Origin of the sequence: Pseudomonas sp. NPDC089396 (assembly GCF_044749545.1) — a bacterium.
Taxonomy (GTDB): domain Bacteria; phylum Pseudomonadota; class Gammaproteobacteria; order Pseudomonadales; family Pseudomonadaceae; genus Aquipseudomonas.
Genome location: NZ_JBIVIC010000007.1, coordinates 80249 through 96026, shown reverse-complemented (window position 1 = coordinate 96026; position 15778 = coordinate 80249). Strand labels below are relative to the sequence as shown.

The following is a 15778-nucleotide window of genomic DNA, read 5'->3' as shown; positions in this document are numbered from 1 at the left end:
GAGCCCACCATGAATCGCCGCAAGAAAATCAATCAGCTGCTCAAAGCCCATGCCAAGAAGGCCAGTGCCAAGCTGGCGCCACGCAGCAAACCCAAGTACATCTGCAAAGCCGACCGCTTGAAAATGGCTGAGCAAGCCGCCCTCGAAGCGGATTCTGCCCCGCAAGCCTGATGCCCAGCCGGGGAACTTCACCACGCACTTGCAGTCGATAGCGTCTTCCTTCAAACCAGAAATGTCCTGGATCGGTCGAGTGCTTACCTGATGACGAGCATGCGTAGTTTGCCGGCGCTTATCCTGTTGCTCTGCGCTGCCACAAGTTCATTGACCTTCGCCCGTGAACGGGCTGTGCAGGTACACAGCAATAACGCCTCGACCCAGTTGATCGAAACGGCCTCCGAGCAGTACGCAGAAGGCAAGCTGGACCAGGCCGCCGCAACGCTGGAACGAGCATTGCAGATTCAGCCGAGCAATCCGGCTACCTTGCATTATTTGGGCGTGCTGCGCCTGCAACAGGGGCAGTACGAGCAGGCGCAGGTGCTGGCCACGCGCTCCAACCTGCGCGTGGGCCGCAACACCGCGTTGCGTAACCGCAACCTGCAGTTGATCGAGACGGCGCGCAATGCTCAGGAGTCGGGTCAGTTGTCCAAGGCAGTCAAGGTGGGTTTGCAGTAAACCCTATGCCGGGCTCTGTGCTACGACTCGATTACGGCCAGTCTGTTTTGCCACGTACAGGCGCTCATCGGCACATTTGAGAATCTCCGCGCTGGTGACCGTATCGGCATCCTTGCAGGCGACACCGATGGATATCGTCAAGGCGCCGACACCTTCCACCGGTGTATTGGCGATGCTTTGCCGTATGCGCTCGGCCACTTGCGTGGCGGTTTGCAGGCCGGTATCCGGTAAGAGCAGGACGAACTCCTCACCGCCGGCGCGGCAGGCGAGGTCGATGGCCCTGGAGGCGTTCTGGATAAGCTGCGCGATCTGTTGCAGGGCCCGGTCGCCGGCATCATGGCCGTGCACATCGTTGACCCGCTTGAAATGGTCGATATCCAGTGCCAGGGCCGCATACGGCTGGCCGCTCTGTTCGAAGTCGGCCAGCGCCACATCCATGGCCCGGCGATTGGCAAGGCCTGTCAACGGATCGCTCAGGGCCACCTGATGGAGGTGGCCCATCTGTTTGTGCAGCAGTTGCACACCTTTGAGCAGCGCCTCACGAATCGCCCCAGCCTCGGCGTACCAGCCGCGTACTGCTGCCAGCTGTTTTGGCGTTTCCGCTGCCGAGAGGTCGGAGGCGATCCGGGCCAGTTGACGCAGCGGCCGGGTGATCAGGAAGGTGCTTGCCAGAATCAGCAGCAAGCCCAACACCCCCGCGGGCACGATCTTGAGCAGCATCTCGTGCATCAGCCGGCGTAGCGGTGCCAGTGCCTGGGCCTCAGGCTGCTGGGCCACCACCGCCCAACCGGCTTCGGGCACATAGGCATAGCCGGCAAGCATGGGGATGCCCTGGTAGTTGGGGGCGGCGAGCATGCCCGATTGCCCTTGCAGTGCCGTGTTCATCGTTGGGCTGTTGGTGACGACCTGGCCGATTTGCGCGTGGTCGGGGTGATACAGCAAGCGGTGGTCGCTGTCGGCGATGAAGGCATAAGTGCCGTCGTTGTACGCATGGTCGCTGATCAAACCGTGCATCACGCCATGTTCCTGCAGATGGACCGACCCGCCCATCAATCCGAGAAACTGCCCGTCCGGGCCGAGTACGGGCCTTGAGATGAACACGATCAGTTGCCCTGTTGCGCTGGTGTAGGCATGGCTGACCAAGGGCTGAAGCTGTGTCAGTGCTTGCTTGACCTCGCTCGATGTCAGCGTGCTGCCGACCATGCCGGGTACTTCGGGGTACATGGCCATGACCTTGCCCTGGCGGTCGAGGATCATCACCACATCGAGCTCGGCGTCCTGGGCCTGCAAGCGTATGACCTCGTCCTTGAGCACAGCCGGCTCGTCGAAGTGGCTGGCCACGCGCTGGCTGCTGAACTGCAGGCGATGCTGCGCCGAGCGCAGGAACTCGCCAATGCTCGAAGCGACCTTGGAGGCGTAGACCCGGTTCGATTCGAGGGTCGAACCGATCAGGGCATCCCGTTGCACGCTGTAGGCCACGATCAGGCAGATGGCGAGCGTGGCCAGCACGGCCAGTAGTACGAAGATCAGGGTCAGGCCACGCAGGCCGAGGAATAGGCGATTTGGCATGCTCATCGGGTGGGCAGTGAGTCCGTGCTTGCTGGTGCTCAAGCGTAGTCGATCCTGCCTGCTACCGCCGTGCCCCGCGACAGGCTCAGGTCGCGTATTGAGCGACCCCATTGCCGAACGACCAGTTCTCCTTGCGCACCTCGACCAGGTTGATGAAGACATCTTCCGGGCGCACCCCGGCCTCGCGGGAGAGCCCTTGGGCAATGGCCTGGTACAGCGCCTTCTTCTTCTCCACGGTGCGTCCTTCGCTGAGGGTGATCTGGATGAACACCTGGCCGTCGGTGCGCTGGATGCCCAGGTACTGGGGGTCGTTCACCAGGCGGTCGGCGTCGTGCTCGGTCAGGACCTGGAAGTTGTCGTGTTCCGGGACATCGATGGTCTGGCGCAGGGCGGCGTAGACCACCTTGCCGAGGGTTTGCAGGTGAGTGGGGTCTGGGTGTCTTTTGATGTCGATGCGTACCAGTGGCATGTCGGGCTCCTTGAAGGGGGACCAGGCGAGACGCGGGGTTGGCGTTGCGTGGGTAACGATAGCTGGCTTGCGGGAATGTGAGAGCTACTGTCCCAAAGCTTGCGCGATCCCTGTGGGAGCAACGGCCTTGCTCACTTCCCAAAAGTTGACTCAATCCCTGTGGGAGCCGGCTTGCCGGCGATGAGGCCGGTGCGGACGAGACAGCATTGTTCTCTTGCGCAGCCTGTTCCGGCCCTATCGCCGGCAAGCCGGCTCCCACAGGAATCGCGTGAGCTTTTAGAAATTGAGCAAGCACAGTTGCTCCCACAGGTTTGCGCTAGTCGTCAGCTTGGATTTTGGTCACCTCAACCGATCGCGGATCGCCGCCTTTTCTGCCGGTACATGGCGCCATCGGCATGGCTGAGTAGGGTATCGGCATCTTCGCCGTCGGCCGGGTAGCAGGCGATGCCGATGCTGCAGGACGGTATTGGCATCTCGCCACCGTCATCCTCCAGTGGCTGCGCCATGGCGGCGAGAATCTGCGCGGTCTTCTCGGCAACGGCGCCAGGCGTGGGCAGGTCGGTGAGCAGCAGGGTGAACTCGTCACCGCCCATGCGCGCCACCGTGTCGTGCTCACCCATGCAACCCTCCAGCCGCCTTGCCACTGCGCACAGCACGCGGTCGCCCATGGCATGGCCATGCTCATCGTTGATGACCTTGAAGTCGTTGATATCGAGAAACAGCAGCGCCAGCGGGCGTTGCCGTTGCAGTGCGGCGGCCAGCCGTTGGTTGAACAGCGAGCGATTGCTCAGGCGGGTCAGGGGATCGTGATGGGCGAGAAAACGCAGTTCTTCCTCGGCCAGTGCCTGCGCCGTGACGTCGCGCGCCACGCCGATGCGCGCACCGAGTTCGTCGGACCAGCAGGCCGACCACAGGATGTGCACGATGCCGCCGTCCTTGCGCAGGTAACGGTTGCGAAAATCGAGATGGGGCAGGCCGTTCATCACCCGGATGATCGACGCCCGCGTTGCCTCCAGGTCGTCTGGGTGCATGTAGCGGGTGATCGGCGTTCCGGTCAGCTCGTCGGCGCGGTAGCCCAGCAGCGCTTCGCAGGCGTTGCTGACGAACACGATCGTGTTGTCCCGGTCGACCACGAATACCGTGTCCAGCATCAGGTGGATCAGCTTCGGGTAGAGGGCTTGCAGGTCAACGGCCATGGGCGGGGAGTCCGTTCGGCAGTGCTGGGTCGACGGCAGCATACACAGGGCCTGGCCAGGGCCACCAGCGCCTGACAGCAAATTTTGCAGGGGCCTTTGCCTGGGCTGTGCTGAGGTATCATGCCGGTCCTTGTTCCAGAGCCTGCCGTGCCTTTCATGACTGCCTTCTACCTGAAGTTTCTGATCACCCCCATGCTCATGCTGGCCATTTCCCTGGCGGCCAAACGCTGGGGCACCAAAATTGGCGGCCTGCTCTCCGGCCTGCCGGTTACCTCGGCCCTGGTCATCCTGTTTCTGAGCCTGGAGCAGGGCGCAGGGTTCGCCCTGCAGGCGGTGCCGGGTGCGTTGGCGGGGTTGGCTGCGGTCCAGATGACGTACTTGTTCTATTTTCTGGTGACCCGGCGAGTGTCGGCGTTCATCGGCTGCCTGGCGGCATTGGCGGTGTACGCGGCGAGCGCGTGGCTGATGAGCCGCCTGGGTTGGCTGGCCGCGTCGGTCGCGGTGACCCTGGTGCTGCTCAGCTTGATCATCGTGGTCACTGCGCCGAAGGCGGACAGTGCCCCGGCCAAGGTGGTGCCGTTGCCACGCTGGGTCATCCCCATGCGCATGCTCACGGCCACCTTGCTGCTGGTGGCGATCACGGCCAGTGCCCAATGGCTGGGGCCGGTGGCCAGTGGCATGTTGGCGCCGATCCCGGTGATTGCCTGGCCGCTCGCCGTGTTCGCCCATGTTCAGGGCGGGCACCAGGAGCTGGGGGCGATCGTGCGGGGCAATGCCATTGGCGCGGTGGGGGTACTGGGCTTCTACCTGGCCGTGAAGGCCTCGATCGAACAGTGGGGCCCGCTGCCGTCCATTTCCGCGGCCGTGGTGCTGGCCGTGGTGGCCACCTTCCTGTTGGCGCGGTTGCTGGACAAACGCTGAAGGTTGCCTCGCCAGGCGCTGGCAGGGTGAGCCACGCGCCTGGCGATCTGCGCCTCAGGCGAAGCTAGTCTGCAGCACCGTGCTGCGCCGGCGGACCAGCAGCATCACGCAGGCGAACGAGGTGAACGCGAGCAGCGAGTAGAACACTGCCAGGGGCCACCATTGCCCTGCCGCCTGGCCGGCGATCAAGGTGCCCACCATCGGCGTGGTGCCGCCGATCAGCGCGCCGCAGGCCTGGTAAGCCAGGGAAATGCCCGAGTAGCGCTGGTACACCGGAAACACGTTGACGATGTACCCGGCGATCACGGCATAGAACGCCGAGGAGAACACCTTGGCCAGCGCGATGCCGAGGATGATCATCGTGCTCTGCCCGGTTGACACCAGGCTGAACATCGCATAGGGCACCAGGATACTGGCCCCGGACGTGATCAGCAGGAATCGGCCGGCCCCGACCTTGTCCGCCAGCCAGGCCGCGATGGGCTGGTTGATCAACTGGACGATGGCCACCACCGACAGGCATTCGAGGATCACCGAGCTCTTGATGCCCAGGTACTGGGTGGCGTAGGCAATCATGAAGGTGTTGGTGAAATAGGCCGAGGAAATGCCAATGGTGCAGGCGCCCATGACCAGCAGGATCAATGGCCAGGCATCGCGGACCACGGCCTTGACTGGCGATTGCACGGGCTTTTGTGCCTTGGCCATGTCTTCGAACTCAGGCGACTCGTGCACACCACGGCGAATCACGAAGGCCAGCAGCAGCAACAGCACGCTGCCCAGGAACGGCAGGCGCCAGCCCCACGCATACATGTCGGCTTCCGGCATTTCGGTGATGAAGCGGAACACCATCAGCGACAGCACCAGGCCGGCCGGGCTGCCCAGTTGGGCGAACGAGGCATAGAAGCTCTTCTTGCCTTCGGGCGCATGTTCACTGGCCAGCAGCACCGCGCCACCCCATTCGCCACCCACGGCGATGCCCTGCAGGATGCGCAGTGCCACCAGCAGCACCGGTGCCAGCAGACCGACCTGCTCGAAGGAGGGCAGCAGGCCGATGCCGACCGTGGATGCCCCCATCAGAAACAGGGTCAGGATCAGCGAGTACTTGCGGCCGAAGCGGTCCCCCAGGTGACCGAAGATGATCCCGCCCAACGGCCGGGCGAGAAAGCCCACCGCCAGGGTGGCGAACGAGGACAACGTACCCACCAGCTGGCTGCTGCCGGGGAAGAACACATGGCTGAAGATCAGCGCCGATGCGGTGGCGTAGATGTAGAAGTCGAACCATTCGATCAGGGTGCCGAGAAACGAGCCTGCGGCGGCGCGGATCGGTTGCCGCGCCCGGGGCGATGCGTGGGATGGGATGGACATAGGGCTTCCTTTGACTGTTATTGGCATTGTTCAAAAGGCTTCAAGCCGGCGTTGTGTCTGCGTCTGTCGCGCCTTGCCAGCGTTGCGGGTCATCCAACCAGCGGGCGGTTCACATAAGGGCGATTGAGTGTCTCCAGCGCCTGGGCAAACGCCAGCAGCCGCTGTTCATCCCGATAACGGCCGACGATCTGCAGCCCCACCGGCAGGCCTTGCTCGCTGAAGCCGCAAGGCAGCGAAAGGCATGGGTGACCGCTGAGGGTGATCAGCGAGCAGCTGTTCATCCAGTCGATGTAGGTGTCCATTGGTTGATCGCCGATCTGCCGGACGAAGGGCTGTTCCACCGGGAACGGCAAGACCTGGCTGACCGGGGCCACGAGGAAATCGTACCGTTCCAGCAGGGCCTGGGTATCGCGGAAAATGCGTGCCCGTACCGCTTCGGCGTCGATCACATCCTGCGCGGTGAACTGGCTGGCCTGCTCGATGTTCCACACCACGGTGTCCTTGAGCAGGGGGCGGTGGGTCTTGAGCAGGTGGCCGTAGCCGCTGGCGTAGGTCAGCGCGCGCAGCACCTGGAAGGCCCGGGCGCCGCCGCGAAAGTCCGGTTCGGCCAGCTCGACGTCGCAACCAAGGTCGGCCAGGCGCTGCACACCGGCTTCGGTCACTGCACGCACCGCGGGCGCTACGGGCAGGCCGCCCAGGTCTGGGCTGTAGGCGATGCGCGCGCCGCTGAAGTCGCCTTGCAAGCGAGCGTCCAGGGGCAGTGCTGGCGATTGCAACGACAACGGGTCACGGCGGTCTTCGCCTGCGATCACGCTCAGCAGCAAGGCCACATCGGCCACGCAGCGGCCCATCGGGCCTGCCACCGTCAGCTGGCCGAAACTGTTGCTGTTGGGCCAGTTCGGAACGCGGCCGATGGAGGGGCGCAGGCCAACGATGTTGCAGAAGCTGGCCGGGTTGCGCAGCGAGCCTCCCATGTCGCTGCCGTCGGCCAGGGCCACCATGCCCGTGGCCAGGGCCACCGCCGCGCCGCCGCTGCTACCGCCGCAGGTCAAGGTTGGGGCATAGGGGTTGCGGGTTGCGCCGAAGACCTCGTTGAAGGTCTGCGAGCCGGCACCGAATTCCGGCAGGTTGCTCTTGCCCAGCAAGATCGAGCCTGCCTCGGCCTGGCGGCTGACGATCAGCGAGTCCTGGCTTGGCACATGCTCGGCGTACACCTGCGAACCCCAGGTGGTGCGCATGCCTGCGGTCAGGAACGAGTCCTTGTGTGCCACCGGCAAACCGTGCAGCGGGCCAAGCGGCCTGCCTTGCGCCTGATGGCGGTCGGCGGCAGCGGCCTTGGCCAGGGCACCTTCGGCGTCGACGGTGACCAGGGCATTGAGCACGGGGTTGCGCCGTTCGACTTGCGCCAGGCACGCCTCGGTCAGCTCCCGCGCAGACAAGTGTCCTGCGCGAATTTCAGCGGCCAGCTCCCAGGCGGGCCGTGTGGCCAAGTTAGTTGACGGTTGACCAGGCATTCAAACCTCCTTAAAGTATCGTTCTGCAATACTAATTATCGTGTAGTGGTACTATGTATATGCCAGGTCGCAGTGAGCGGTCAAGATGGCTATGCTTGGCGCCCCAGCAGGAGGCAATGCGACGTGACCGAAAAAGACGCGCGACAGCAGCACCCACAGTTCATCGAGACCTTGGAGAAAGGCATTCGCGTGCTGGAAATTTTCCGCGATGGCCAGCCCTCGCTCGGCCTGACCGAGCTGGCCGAAGCCTGCGACATGACCAAGAGCGCGGCCCAGCGGTTCACCCATACCTGGTGCGAACTGGGTTACCTGGCCAAGGACGAACGTTCACGGCGCTACAGCCTGACCCACAAAGCGCTGGAGCTGGGCTTTCTCTACCTGAACGCCTCGCCGCTGGTCAGCCGGGCATTGCCGGCGCTCAAATTGATCCGCGAGCGTTGCAACCTGACGGTTAACCTGTCTGTCCTGAGCGGCCATGACATCGTTTACGTCATGCGCATTCCTGGCCCCAACCAGACCCATGCCGAGATGTTGCCGGGGCGACGCATGCCGGCCTGGTGCACCTCGGCCGGCCGCGTGCTGCTGGCCGACTTGCCGCCTGCACGGGTGCGGGCGAGCCTGGCCGACGTGGTGCCGGTGGCCTACACGGCGCAGACCGAAATCGACCGCGAGGTCCTGTTCGAGCGGGTGCTGGAGGCCGGGCGCAACGGCTACGCACTGACCCGCGATCAAGTGCTGGTAGGGCAGGTGGGCATCGCCGCGCCGATCCGCAACGTGCATTTCCAGGTCGTGGCGGCCATCAACATCACGGCGCAACTCAGTGCCTGGCCGGTGGAAAAGGTGGAGCAGGAACTGGTGCCGCTGCTGATGGAAGTGAGCCAGGCGGTGAGCATCGGCTGAGCCGGTGTATCACTGTGTATCACGCCCTGCGCATTACCGGTTCGCTTACAAATCGCGCTGCACCCTGATACGCCCCGGATACACACCTGAGGCCAAATGAGCCAGCCCGAACGAACAGCCCGATGGCGGCGTTCCCTGGCTCTATCGCCCTAGCGGCATGACCGTACTCAGGAGAAGCACCATGACCCGTATCCAACGTCCAAACAAAACCCGCCTTGGCCTGCTGAGCATCGCCTTGGTTGGCGGAATCAACCTCACGGCTTCGGCCTTCGCCGTCGAACCGCTGCCACAAGGCTACCAACTCGCCGCTGCGCAAAAGGCCGGCGAGGGCAAATGTGGCGAGGGCAAATGCGGTGCCGGCGGCGCCTCGGACAAAGCCACCCAGGCCGAAGGCAAGTGTGGCGAAGGCAAGTGCGGTGACGCTTCGTTCGCACGTACCGACAGCGACCATGACGGCCGGGTGTCCCGTGCCGAGTTGTTGGCGAAAGCCCCCGGCGCCAATGCCGAATTCGACGCCATCGACGCCGACCACGACGGCTACCTGTCCGAGGGCGAGGTGTATCAGTTCCGCAAGGGCCAGTTCGACGCCAGCGGCAAGCCGTTCCCTGCCGACCTGTACGGCAAACTGAGCCAGGCCAAGAACTGACCCTCGCCTGCATCCTCCCCGGGTAGACGCCGGGGAGGGCACTTCGCGTCTAGGAGCCTGACCATGTACACACCTCCCTCCCTGCAGGGCGCCGGCCTTGGCCTGCGTCGGGCGCTGCTGCCCGAGCTGCTGTCCCTGGACAGCGGGGCCGTCGATTTTCTCGAATGCGCGCCGGACAACTGGATCGACGTAGGTGGCACCTATGGCCGGGGCCTTGCGCAACTGGCCGAGCGCTTTCCCCTGGCCTGCCACGGTCTGTCGCTCTCGCTGGGCGGCCCCGCGCCGCTCGACCATGCCTTCCTGCGCCAAATTCGCGTGTTTCTCGACCGTTACCGGGTGCCGCTGTTCAGCGAGCACCTGAGCTACTGCGCCGATGAAGGCCATCTCTATGACCTGATCCCCATGCCCTTCACCGACGAAGCCGTGCGCCATACCGCCCGGCGTATCGGCGAGGTGCAGGACGCCCTGGGCCGGCGGATTGCTGTGGAAAACATTTCTTACTACGCCGCACCTTACCAGGCGATGAGCGAGATCGAATTTCTCCAGACCGTGTTGAGCGAAGCCGATTGCGACCTGTTGCTGGACGTCAACAACCTGGTGGTCAATGCCTGCAACCACGGCTACGACGCCTTGGATTTTCTCGCCCGAGTACCCGCCGAGCGGGTGGCCTGCCTGCACGTGGCCGGGCACTACGACGAAGCGCCAGACCTGAAGATCGACACCCACGGTGCCAGCGTCCAGCCCGATGTCTGGGCTTTACTGGCCAGTGCCTACCCATACCTGGGCCCGCGACCGACGCTGCTGGAGCGCGACTTCAACCTGCCGCCGATGCCCGAGTTGCTGGGTGAAGTGCAGCACATTCGCAGCCTGCAGACCGCGGTATCGGCACGGGAGCTGCGTCATGGATGAGACCCTGCAAGCGCAGCAGTTGCGCATGAGCCGCCACATCCGCAACCCGCAGGCCAACCCACCGCCGCCGGGGATCGAGGCACGGCGTCTGGCGGTTTACCGGCGACTGTTCTTCGGCAACCTGCAGTCGATGCTGGCAGGGAGTTTTCCGGTGCTGCAGGCCTGCCTCGGGCCAGACCCATGGCGGGCGCTGATAGAAGATTTCTACGCCAACCATCACTGCCAGACGCCGCTGTTCACTCAATTGGCGGGTGAGCTGGTGGACTATCTGCACGATCGCGCGGGTCTGCCGGGGTGGGTGGCGGAACTGGCCCACTACGAATGGATCGAGACGGTGTTGCTGCTCAGCGACGAGGTTGATCCGGCGCACGATCCCGACGCTGACCTGCTCGACGGTGTGCCGGTGCTGTCCAGGCTGGCCATGCCGTTGGCGTATGCCTGGCCGGTGAGCCAGATCGGGCCTGGGTGCATTCCAGAGCAGGCACCGCAGGCGCCGACGTTGCTGCTTGCGTATCGCGGCGCAGACCTGCAAGTACGTTTCTCACGCCTGGCGCCGCTGGCTCATGCGCTGCTGGTGTCGTTACAAGAGCGGCGGTGCAGTGGCCGTGAACATCTCGCTGCGCTGGCGCAGATGGCGGGCGTCGAACAGACCCTGATCGAGCCGCAGGGGATCGCGCTGTTGAATGCCTTCAGCGCCCAAGGGCTGGTGATTGCCCACCGCAGGCCTTGAAAGCCGCGTGCGGCCTTTTGTGGGAGCCGGCTTGCCGGCGATGAGGCCGGAACAGGCTCTCCTGCTCAGCCCTGAGCAAACTGCCGCAGTTTTTCACCATCCAGGCGATAGCGAATCCATTCATCCTGCGCCTCGGCCCCTAACGACTCGTAGAACCCGATCGCGGGCGCGTTCCAGTCCAGCACGCTCCACTCAAGCCGGCCGCAGCTGTTCTCAACCGCCTCGCGAGCGATATGCCGCAACAGCTCGCGTCCAGCACCGCCGCCGCGTTGCTCTGGCGTGATGTACAAGTCTTCCAGGTAAATGCCATTGCGCCCCAGCCAGGTCGAATAGCTGTAGAAGTACACGGCAAAGCCAATCGCCTTACCCTCGCGCTCGCAGATCAGGCTCTGCACCGTGCTGCCTTCATCGAACAAGCTACGCTCAATATCGGCAACACTGGCGATCACCTCATGGCGAGCGCGTTCGTAGTCGGCCAGTTCGGTGATGAACGCCAGAATCTGAGCGGCATCGGTACGTACCGCGGGGCGAATGTTCAGGCTCATGCTCATGTTCCTTGTGCTCAGAGGTGGCGGTACAGTCATGTGTATCTGCATAATTTAATGCAACTGTACCGATCGCAGGGCAGGACGACTCCGTTAGTGTGACAGCACATATAACGATACTGGAATGCCTGCCATGCTTGCCTCTGCCGATCTGCTCACCGCTTTCGTGCTGTTTGCCTTCGTGTCTTCGATCACCCCCGGGCCCAACAACACCATGCTGCTGGCGTCGGGCGTGAATTTCGGCGTGCGCCGCTCGATCCCGCATGCCCTGGGTATCAGCCTCGGGTTCATGGTCATGGTGCTGTCGGTCGGTCTGGGCCTGGGCGAGGTGTTCAAGGCCTGGCCGATACTCTACACCGTGCTGCGCTACGTCGGCGCCGCCTACCTGCTGTACCTGGCCTGGAAGATCGCCACCTCCGGGCCGCTCAGCGCCGACTCGCCTAATGCGCGCAAGCCGCTGAGCTTCTGGGGTGCAGCAGCCTTCCAGTGGGTCAACCCGAAAGCCTGGGTCATGGCCGTGGGCGCCATCACCACCTACACCCCGGCCCAGGGATACGTGATGAACGTGGTCGTCATCGCCGCGCTGTTCGCCCTGGTCAACCTGCCCAGCGTCGGCGTCTGGGTCATGTTCGGCAGTGCCCTGCGCAGGCTGCTGCAGAACCCGCGTTGGCTGATGCTGTTCAATGTCCTGATGGCCCTGCTGCTGGTGATTTCGCTTTATCCGCTGCTGTTTGTAGAATCGGCGTCTTGACAGACTGCCGAGTACAGTAATCCGATGCAATTGATTCCCTGGTCCCACGAATGCTCCGAAGGCTTCACCCTGCGTGGCTGGCGCTCGCCGGCCAGCGGCAAGCCGTTGCTGCATTTTCTGCACGGCAACGGCTTCTGCTGCCTGGCCTACCAGCCCCTGCTGATGAACCTCGCCGAGCATTTCGACCTGTGGCTGTGCGATGTCCAGGGCCATGGCGACAGCGACCACGGGGATGCGTTTCGTGGCTGGAACCGCACCGCTGCATTGGCGCTGGAAGCGTTCGAAAGCGGGCAGGGCGAGTACGGTGAAGTGCCGCGTTACGCGGCGGGGCACAGCTTTGGTGGCGTGCTCACTGGGCTGATCCTGGGCAGCGCGCCGGGCGTGTTCGAACGTGCCGTGCTGCTCGACCCGGTATTGTTCAGCCGGCGCATGATCGGTGCCATGGGGATTGCTGCACGGCTGGGCCTGCACCGTCGCCATGCGTTGGCGCGCAAGGCCGCCAGCCGTCGCAGTCATTGGCCGGACCGCGAAGCGGCGCTGGCTTCGCTGCAAGGGCGAGGGATCTTCAAGGGCTGGAACGACGCGGCGTTGCGCGCTTATGTCGAACACGCCCTGGGCGATTGTGGCGAAGGCGTGGTGCTCAAGTGCCGGCCCAGCCGCGAGGTGGATATCTTCAGTTCGTTCCCGACGCGTATGTGGTCGCAGTTGGCGACCATCCAGGCGCCGACTCTGGTGCTCTATGGCCAGCAGACCTACCCCTTCGTGCCACACTCGGTGCAACGGCTCGCGCGCCTGAACCCACGGGTGACGGCCCGCGAGGTGGCCGGTGGGCACTGTTTCATGCAGGAAGACCCGGCCATGGCAGCAGAACAGGTGGTCGATTTCCTGCAAAGCTGAGCAACTGTTCCGCTGGTGGAACGATCAGTGCCATTTTGGCCAGCTACTGACTGATTGTGCGCACTGGTAAGGTGAACCCAGCCAAGAGAGGAGACTTCTCATGAAAAAGATCCTGGGTATCCACCACAGCCCGAATGCCCACTGGGTAGGCGACGGCTTCCCGGTGCGCAGCCTGTTCACCTACGACAACCTGGCCAGCCAGATCAGCCCGTTCCTGCTGCTGGACTACGCCGGCCCGCACGATTTCACGCCCACCCATGCCCGCCGCGGCGTCGGCCAGCACCCGCACCGCGGTTTCGAGACCGTGACCATCGTCTACCAGGGCGAACTGGAGCACCGTGACTCGACCGGCGCGGGCGGGCTAATCGGCCCCGGCGATGTGCAATGGATGACCGCCGCCAACGGCATCCTCCATGAAGAGTTCCATGCGCCGGCGTTCGCCCGCAGCGGCGGCACGCTGGAAATGGTGCAGTTGTGGGTCAACCTGCCGGCACGCGACAAGCGAGCGGCGGCGGGCTACCAGACGCTGCTGGCCGAGGACATTCCGGTCGTCTCGCTGGAAAGCGACGCAGGCACCCTGCGGGTCATCGCGGGTAGCTATGGCGGGCAGCCAGGGCCGGCGCGCACCTTCACCACCATGGATGTCTGGGACATGCGCCTGACGGCCGGTTCCAGCGTGCGGTTGCCAGTTGCCGCCGGCCGCAATGCCGCGCTGGTGGTGCTGCGCGGCAAGCTGCGGGTCAACGGCGAACGCGACGCAGGCCCTGCGAGCCTGGTGCTGCTGGACCGGGCGGGCGAGGGGGTGGCGCTGGAGGTGCTGGAGGACGCTTGCGTGCTGCTGCTCAGTGGCGAGCCCATCGATGAGCCTATCGTCGGCTATGGCCCTTTCGTGATGAACAGTCAGGAAGAAATCGCCGAAGCGTTCGATGAATTCCATAGAGGACGATTTGGGCAGATGGCATGATTGCCCGATGAACCCCTTGCTCGCTGTACGGCGTACCTCCAGCCATGACCAGCACACCCTGTGGCTGCGTTACCGTGCGCCGTACCACTGGCCTTCGACCCTGGCCTTTCTGGCCGCCCGCTGTATCCCTGGTATCGAAACCTTCAGCGAAGGCGTGTACCGGCGCACCCTGGTGGTCGCCGGCCGGCACGCTTTGCTGGAGGTCAGGCCCGCCTGTGGTCACCGTTTATGGGTACGGCTGACCGGTGTATCCAGTGTCGCTGTGCCGGCGTTGATCGCGCGCATCCGCCGCGTGTTCGACCTGGACAGCAACCCTGCGCACATTGCCCAAGGATTGGCGGCAGACCCGCTGATGGCCAGGTTGCTTGCCGCACGCCCCGGTCTGCGTGTGCCGAAGGGATGGGATGCTGGCGAACAAGCCATGCGTACCGTGCTGGGCCAGCAGATTAGCGTCGCGGGCGCGATGACCCTGGCTGGGCGCCTGGTGGCGCGACACGGCCAGCCTCTGCGGCTGCAGGCCAGCGGCCTGACCCATGTCTTTCCAACGCTTGAAGCGATTGCCGCCGCGCCACTGGAAAACCTCGGCATGCCCCGTTCCCGCGCCATGACGCTGGGCACCCTGGCCCGGGCCTTGTTGGAGCACCCTGGCCTGTTGCAACCCGGTCAGCCCCTTGAAGCCGTGCTGACCAACCTCTGCCGTCTCAAAGGCATCGGCCCCTGGAGTGCCCAATACCTGGCCCTGCGCCAGATCGGCGCGCACGACGCATTGCCTTTGGGGGATGTGGCCCTGGTCAAGGCGCTGCGCCTGCAGGAAGGGCCCGACGCGCACCTGGGCGAACGTGCCCTGGCCTGGCGACCTTGGCGGGCCTATGCCGCACAGCACTTGTGGGCTTCACTGACCGACCTCAGCCCGACTGCCGCCAACTCACCTCGCTGATGCCGAAGCGCTCGGCCAACGGCTTGCTCACCTTGCGGATTTTCTCGTGGCTGTAGCGACCGATGCGGCCCAGGCCGGCATCACAGCTCGCCCAGTGCCACGCTTCGGCGTTGTCCATGCGTTCAGCGCGAATGATGAATGACTTGGGCTTGCCATGCAGCTGATAGTCGATCACGTAGAGTTTGGCGTCGATCATCGGGTATTCGGAGTCCTGCGCAGCGGAGAAGGGTGAGTGCAAGAAGTGCTCTGGCTTGAAAAGTGGGAGCCTCGAAACGCTGTAAAAGTTTGATTCGGACAGCCCAACGCACGACAGATGGCGCATTGCCGACCGTCTGTCTGCAAGTGCCATCATTCGAGCGAACGGTCATGGCCAGCAAGAGTTCTTCCACTAAGGTGCTAGATGATCTCCCGCACTACGATTGCCCCGGCGCATGGACGGCCGCTTGGGCATGCGCATTATCAATTGGCACCCTGCCTGCCAAGGGCGTAACCACATACAACAGGCCATCCAGTACAGAGAGGGTCGTACCATGTCGTTGATAGGAGTTTCGATGCTCGAAATGCGGCAATTGATCGAGCAAGCCTGCCTGCCTGATCGCTGTGAAGTGAGCTGCACAGATGGCGTCAGCCTGACCATCCGGCTGGGCCAAGGGCAAAACCTGGAGGAGGGCGTTGTCCTCACCGGGGTGTCGTTGCAGAACCTCAACAGTTGCCGCGATGTCGTGAACCTGGTCGGGCAACTGCACGCACTGCGTTCCAGTCACCCGACGTCGCTCAGGGCCATGGCCTGAGCGAC

19 protein-coding genes are annotated in these 15778 nt (G+C 63.9%); 12 read left to right on the top strand and 7 right to left on the bottom strand.

The features are described from left to right. Window positions 1-9 precede the first annotated feature (9 nt). Together ACIPZB_RS14905 and ACIPZB_RS14900 are read left to right on the top strand one after the other, a co-directional pair. Window positions 10-171, top strand: a complete 162-nt coding sequence (locus ACIPZB_RS14905; protein ID WP_008091426.1) for a DUF2986 domain-containing protein — start codon at window positions 10-12, stop codon at window positions 169-171. A gap of 90 nt (window positions 172-261) precedes the next feature. Further along, window positions 262-672, top strand: a complete 411-nt coding sequence (locus ACIPZB_RS14900) for a tetratricopeptide repeat protein (protein WP_400641068.1) — start codon at window positions 262-264, stop codon at window positions 670-672. Between the two features lie 3 nt (window positions 673-675). Here ACIPZB_RS14900 and ACIPZB_RS14895 read toward each other — a convergent pair whose 3' ends face one another. The 3 genes from ACIPZB_RS14895 to ACIPZB_RS14885 all read right to left on the bottom strand — a co-directional run bounded on the left by ACIPZB_RS14895 (window position 676) and on the right by ACIPZB_RS14885 (window position 3906). Further along, window positions 676-2241, bottom strand: coding sequence for a diguanylate cyclase (locus ACIPZB_RS14895; RefSeq protein WP_400641066.1), 1566 nt, complete (start codon window positions 2239-2241; stop codon window positions 676-678). 85 nt (window positions 2242-2326) lie between these two features. Next, the gene (locus ACIPZB_RS14890) at window positions 2327-2710 is read right to left on the bottom strand and encodes a tautomerase family protein (protein ID WP_400641065.1); all 384 of its coding nucleotides are present in this window, start codon (window positions 2708-2710) and stop codon (window positions 2327-2329) included. Window positions 2711-3054: 344 nt separating this feature from the next. Then, on the bottom strand, window positions 3055-3906 hold the full coding sequence (locus ACIPZB_RS14885) for a diguanylate cyclase domain-containing protein (protein WP_400641063.1): 852 nt from the start codon (window positions 3904-3906) through the stop codon (window positions 3055-3057). Window positions 3907-4062: 156 nt separating this feature from the next. Between ACIPZB_RS14885 and ACIPZB_RS14880 the strand changes: the two genes are divergently transcribed. After that, window positions 4063-4827: a hypothetical protein gene (locus ACIPZB_RS14880; protein WP_400641061.1), complete on the top strand. Its 765-nt coding sequence runs from the start codon at window positions 4063-4065 to the stop codon at window positions 4825-4827. 54 nt (window positions 4828-4881) lie between these two features. Here the strand turns inward: ACIPZB_RS14880 and ACIPZB_RS14875 are convergent, their stop codons facing one another. Next, window positions 4882-6183: an MFS transporter gene (locus ACIPZB_RS14875; RefSeq protein ID WP_400641527.1), complete on the bottom strand. Its 1302-nt coding sequence runs from the start codon at window positions 6181-6183 to the stop codon at window positions 4882-4884. Between the two features lie 95 nt (window positions 6184-6278). Next, window positions 6279-7703: an amidase gene (locus ACIPZB_RS14870; protein WP_400641059.1), complete on the bottom strand. Its 1425-nt coding sequence runs from the start codon at window positions 7701-7703 to the stop codon at window positions 6279-6281. A 123-nt stretch (window positions 7704-7826) separates the two neighbouring features. Here ACIPZB_RS14870 and ACIPZB_RS14865 point away from each other — a divergent pair, with 123 nt between their 5' ends. The 4 genes from ACIPZB_RS14865 (at window position 7827) to ACIPZB_RS14850 (ending at window position 10888) form a co-directional block, all read left to right on the top strand. Further along, complete coding sequence (locus tag ACIPZB_RS14865; RefSeq protein WP_400641057.1) at window positions 7827-8603, top strand: IclR family transcriptional regulator; 777 nt, start codon at window positions 7827-7829, stop codon at window positions 8601-8603. 181 nt (window positions 8604-8784) lie between these two features. After that, window positions 8785-9249: a hypothetical protein gene (locus ACIPZB_RS14860; protein ID WP_400641055.1), complete on the top strand. Its 465-nt coding sequence runs from the start codon at window positions 8785-8787 to the stop codon at window positions 9247-9249. Window positions 9250-9312: 63 nt separating this feature from the next. Next, window positions 9313-10158: a DUF692 domain-containing protein gene (locus ACIPZB_RS14855; RefSeq protein ID WP_400641053.1), complete on the top strand. Its 846-nt coding sequence runs from the start codon at window positions 9313-9315 to the stop codon at window positions 10156-10158. Further along, the gene (locus tag ACIPZB_RS14850) at window positions 10151-10888 is read left to right on the top strand and encodes a DUF2063 domain-containing protein (protein WP_400641052.1); all 738 of its coding nucleotides are present in this window, start codon (window positions 10151-10153) and stop codon (window positions 10886-10888) included. Before ACIPZB_RS14855 ends, ACIPZB_RS14850 begins: the two co-directional genes overlap by 8 nt. Before the next feature lie 65 nt (window positions 10889-10953). Here the strand turns inward: ACIPZB_RS14850 and ACIPZB_RS14845 are convergent, their stop codons facing one another. Then, a complete protein-coding gene (locus ACIPZB_RS14845) occupies window positions 10954-11433 on the bottom strand; it encodes a GNAT family N-acetyltransferase (protein ID WP_400641050.1) in 480 nt (159 codons plus the stop codon). Between the two features lie 124 nt (window positions 11434-11557). On the opposite strand from ACIPZB_RS14845, the gene ACIPZB_RS14840 reads away from it, so the two are divergent. The 4 genes from ACIPZB_RS14840 (at window position 11558) to ACIPZB_RS14825 (ending at window position 14982) form a co-directional block, all read left to right on the top strand. After that, on the top strand, window positions 11558-12184 hold the full coding sequence (locus ACIPZB_RS14840) for a LysE family translocator (RefSeq protein WP_400641049.1): 627 nt from the start codon (window positions 11558-11560) through the stop codon (window positions 12182-12184). Window positions 12185-12208: 24 nt separating this feature from the next. Further along, window positions 12209-13081, top strand: a complete 873-nt coding sequence (locus ACIPZB_RS14835; RefSeq protein ID WP_400641047.1) for an alpha/beta fold hydrolase — start codon at window positions 12209-12211, stop codon at window positions 13079-13081. Window positions 13082-13181: 100 nt separating this feature from the next. Further along, the gene (locus tag ACIPZB_RS14830) at window positions 13182-14045 is read left to right on the top strand and encodes a pirin family protein (RefSeq protein WP_400641045.1); all 864 of its coding nucleotides are present in this window, start codon (window positions 13182-13184) and stop codon (window positions 14043-14045) included. 7 nt (window positions 14046-14052) lie between these two features. Beyond that, a complete protein-coding gene (locus ACIPZB_RS14825; protein WP_400641044.1) occupies window positions 14053-14982 on the top strand; it encodes a DNA-3-methyladenine glycosylase family protein in 930 nt (309 codons plus the stop codon). Here ACIPZB_RS14825 and ACIPZB_RS14820 read toward each other — a convergent pair. Then, window positions 14951-15178, bottom strand: coding sequence for a DUF6555 family protein (locus tag ACIPZB_RS14820; protein ID WP_400641525.1), 228 nt, complete (start codon window positions 15176-15178; stop codon window positions 14951-14953). The genes ACIPZB_RS14825 and ACIPZB_RS14820 overlap by 32 nt on opposite strands. Before the next feature lie 334 nt (window positions 15179-15512). Here ACIPZB_RS14820 and ACIPZB_RS14815 point away from each other — a divergent pair, with 334 nt between their 5' ends. Next, window positions 15513-15773, top strand: coding sequence for a DUF1652 domain-containing protein (locus ACIPZB_RS14815; protein WP_043273069.1), 261 nt, complete (start codon window positions 15513-15515; stop codon window positions 15771-15773). Window positions 15774-15778 lie beyond the last annotated feature (5 nt).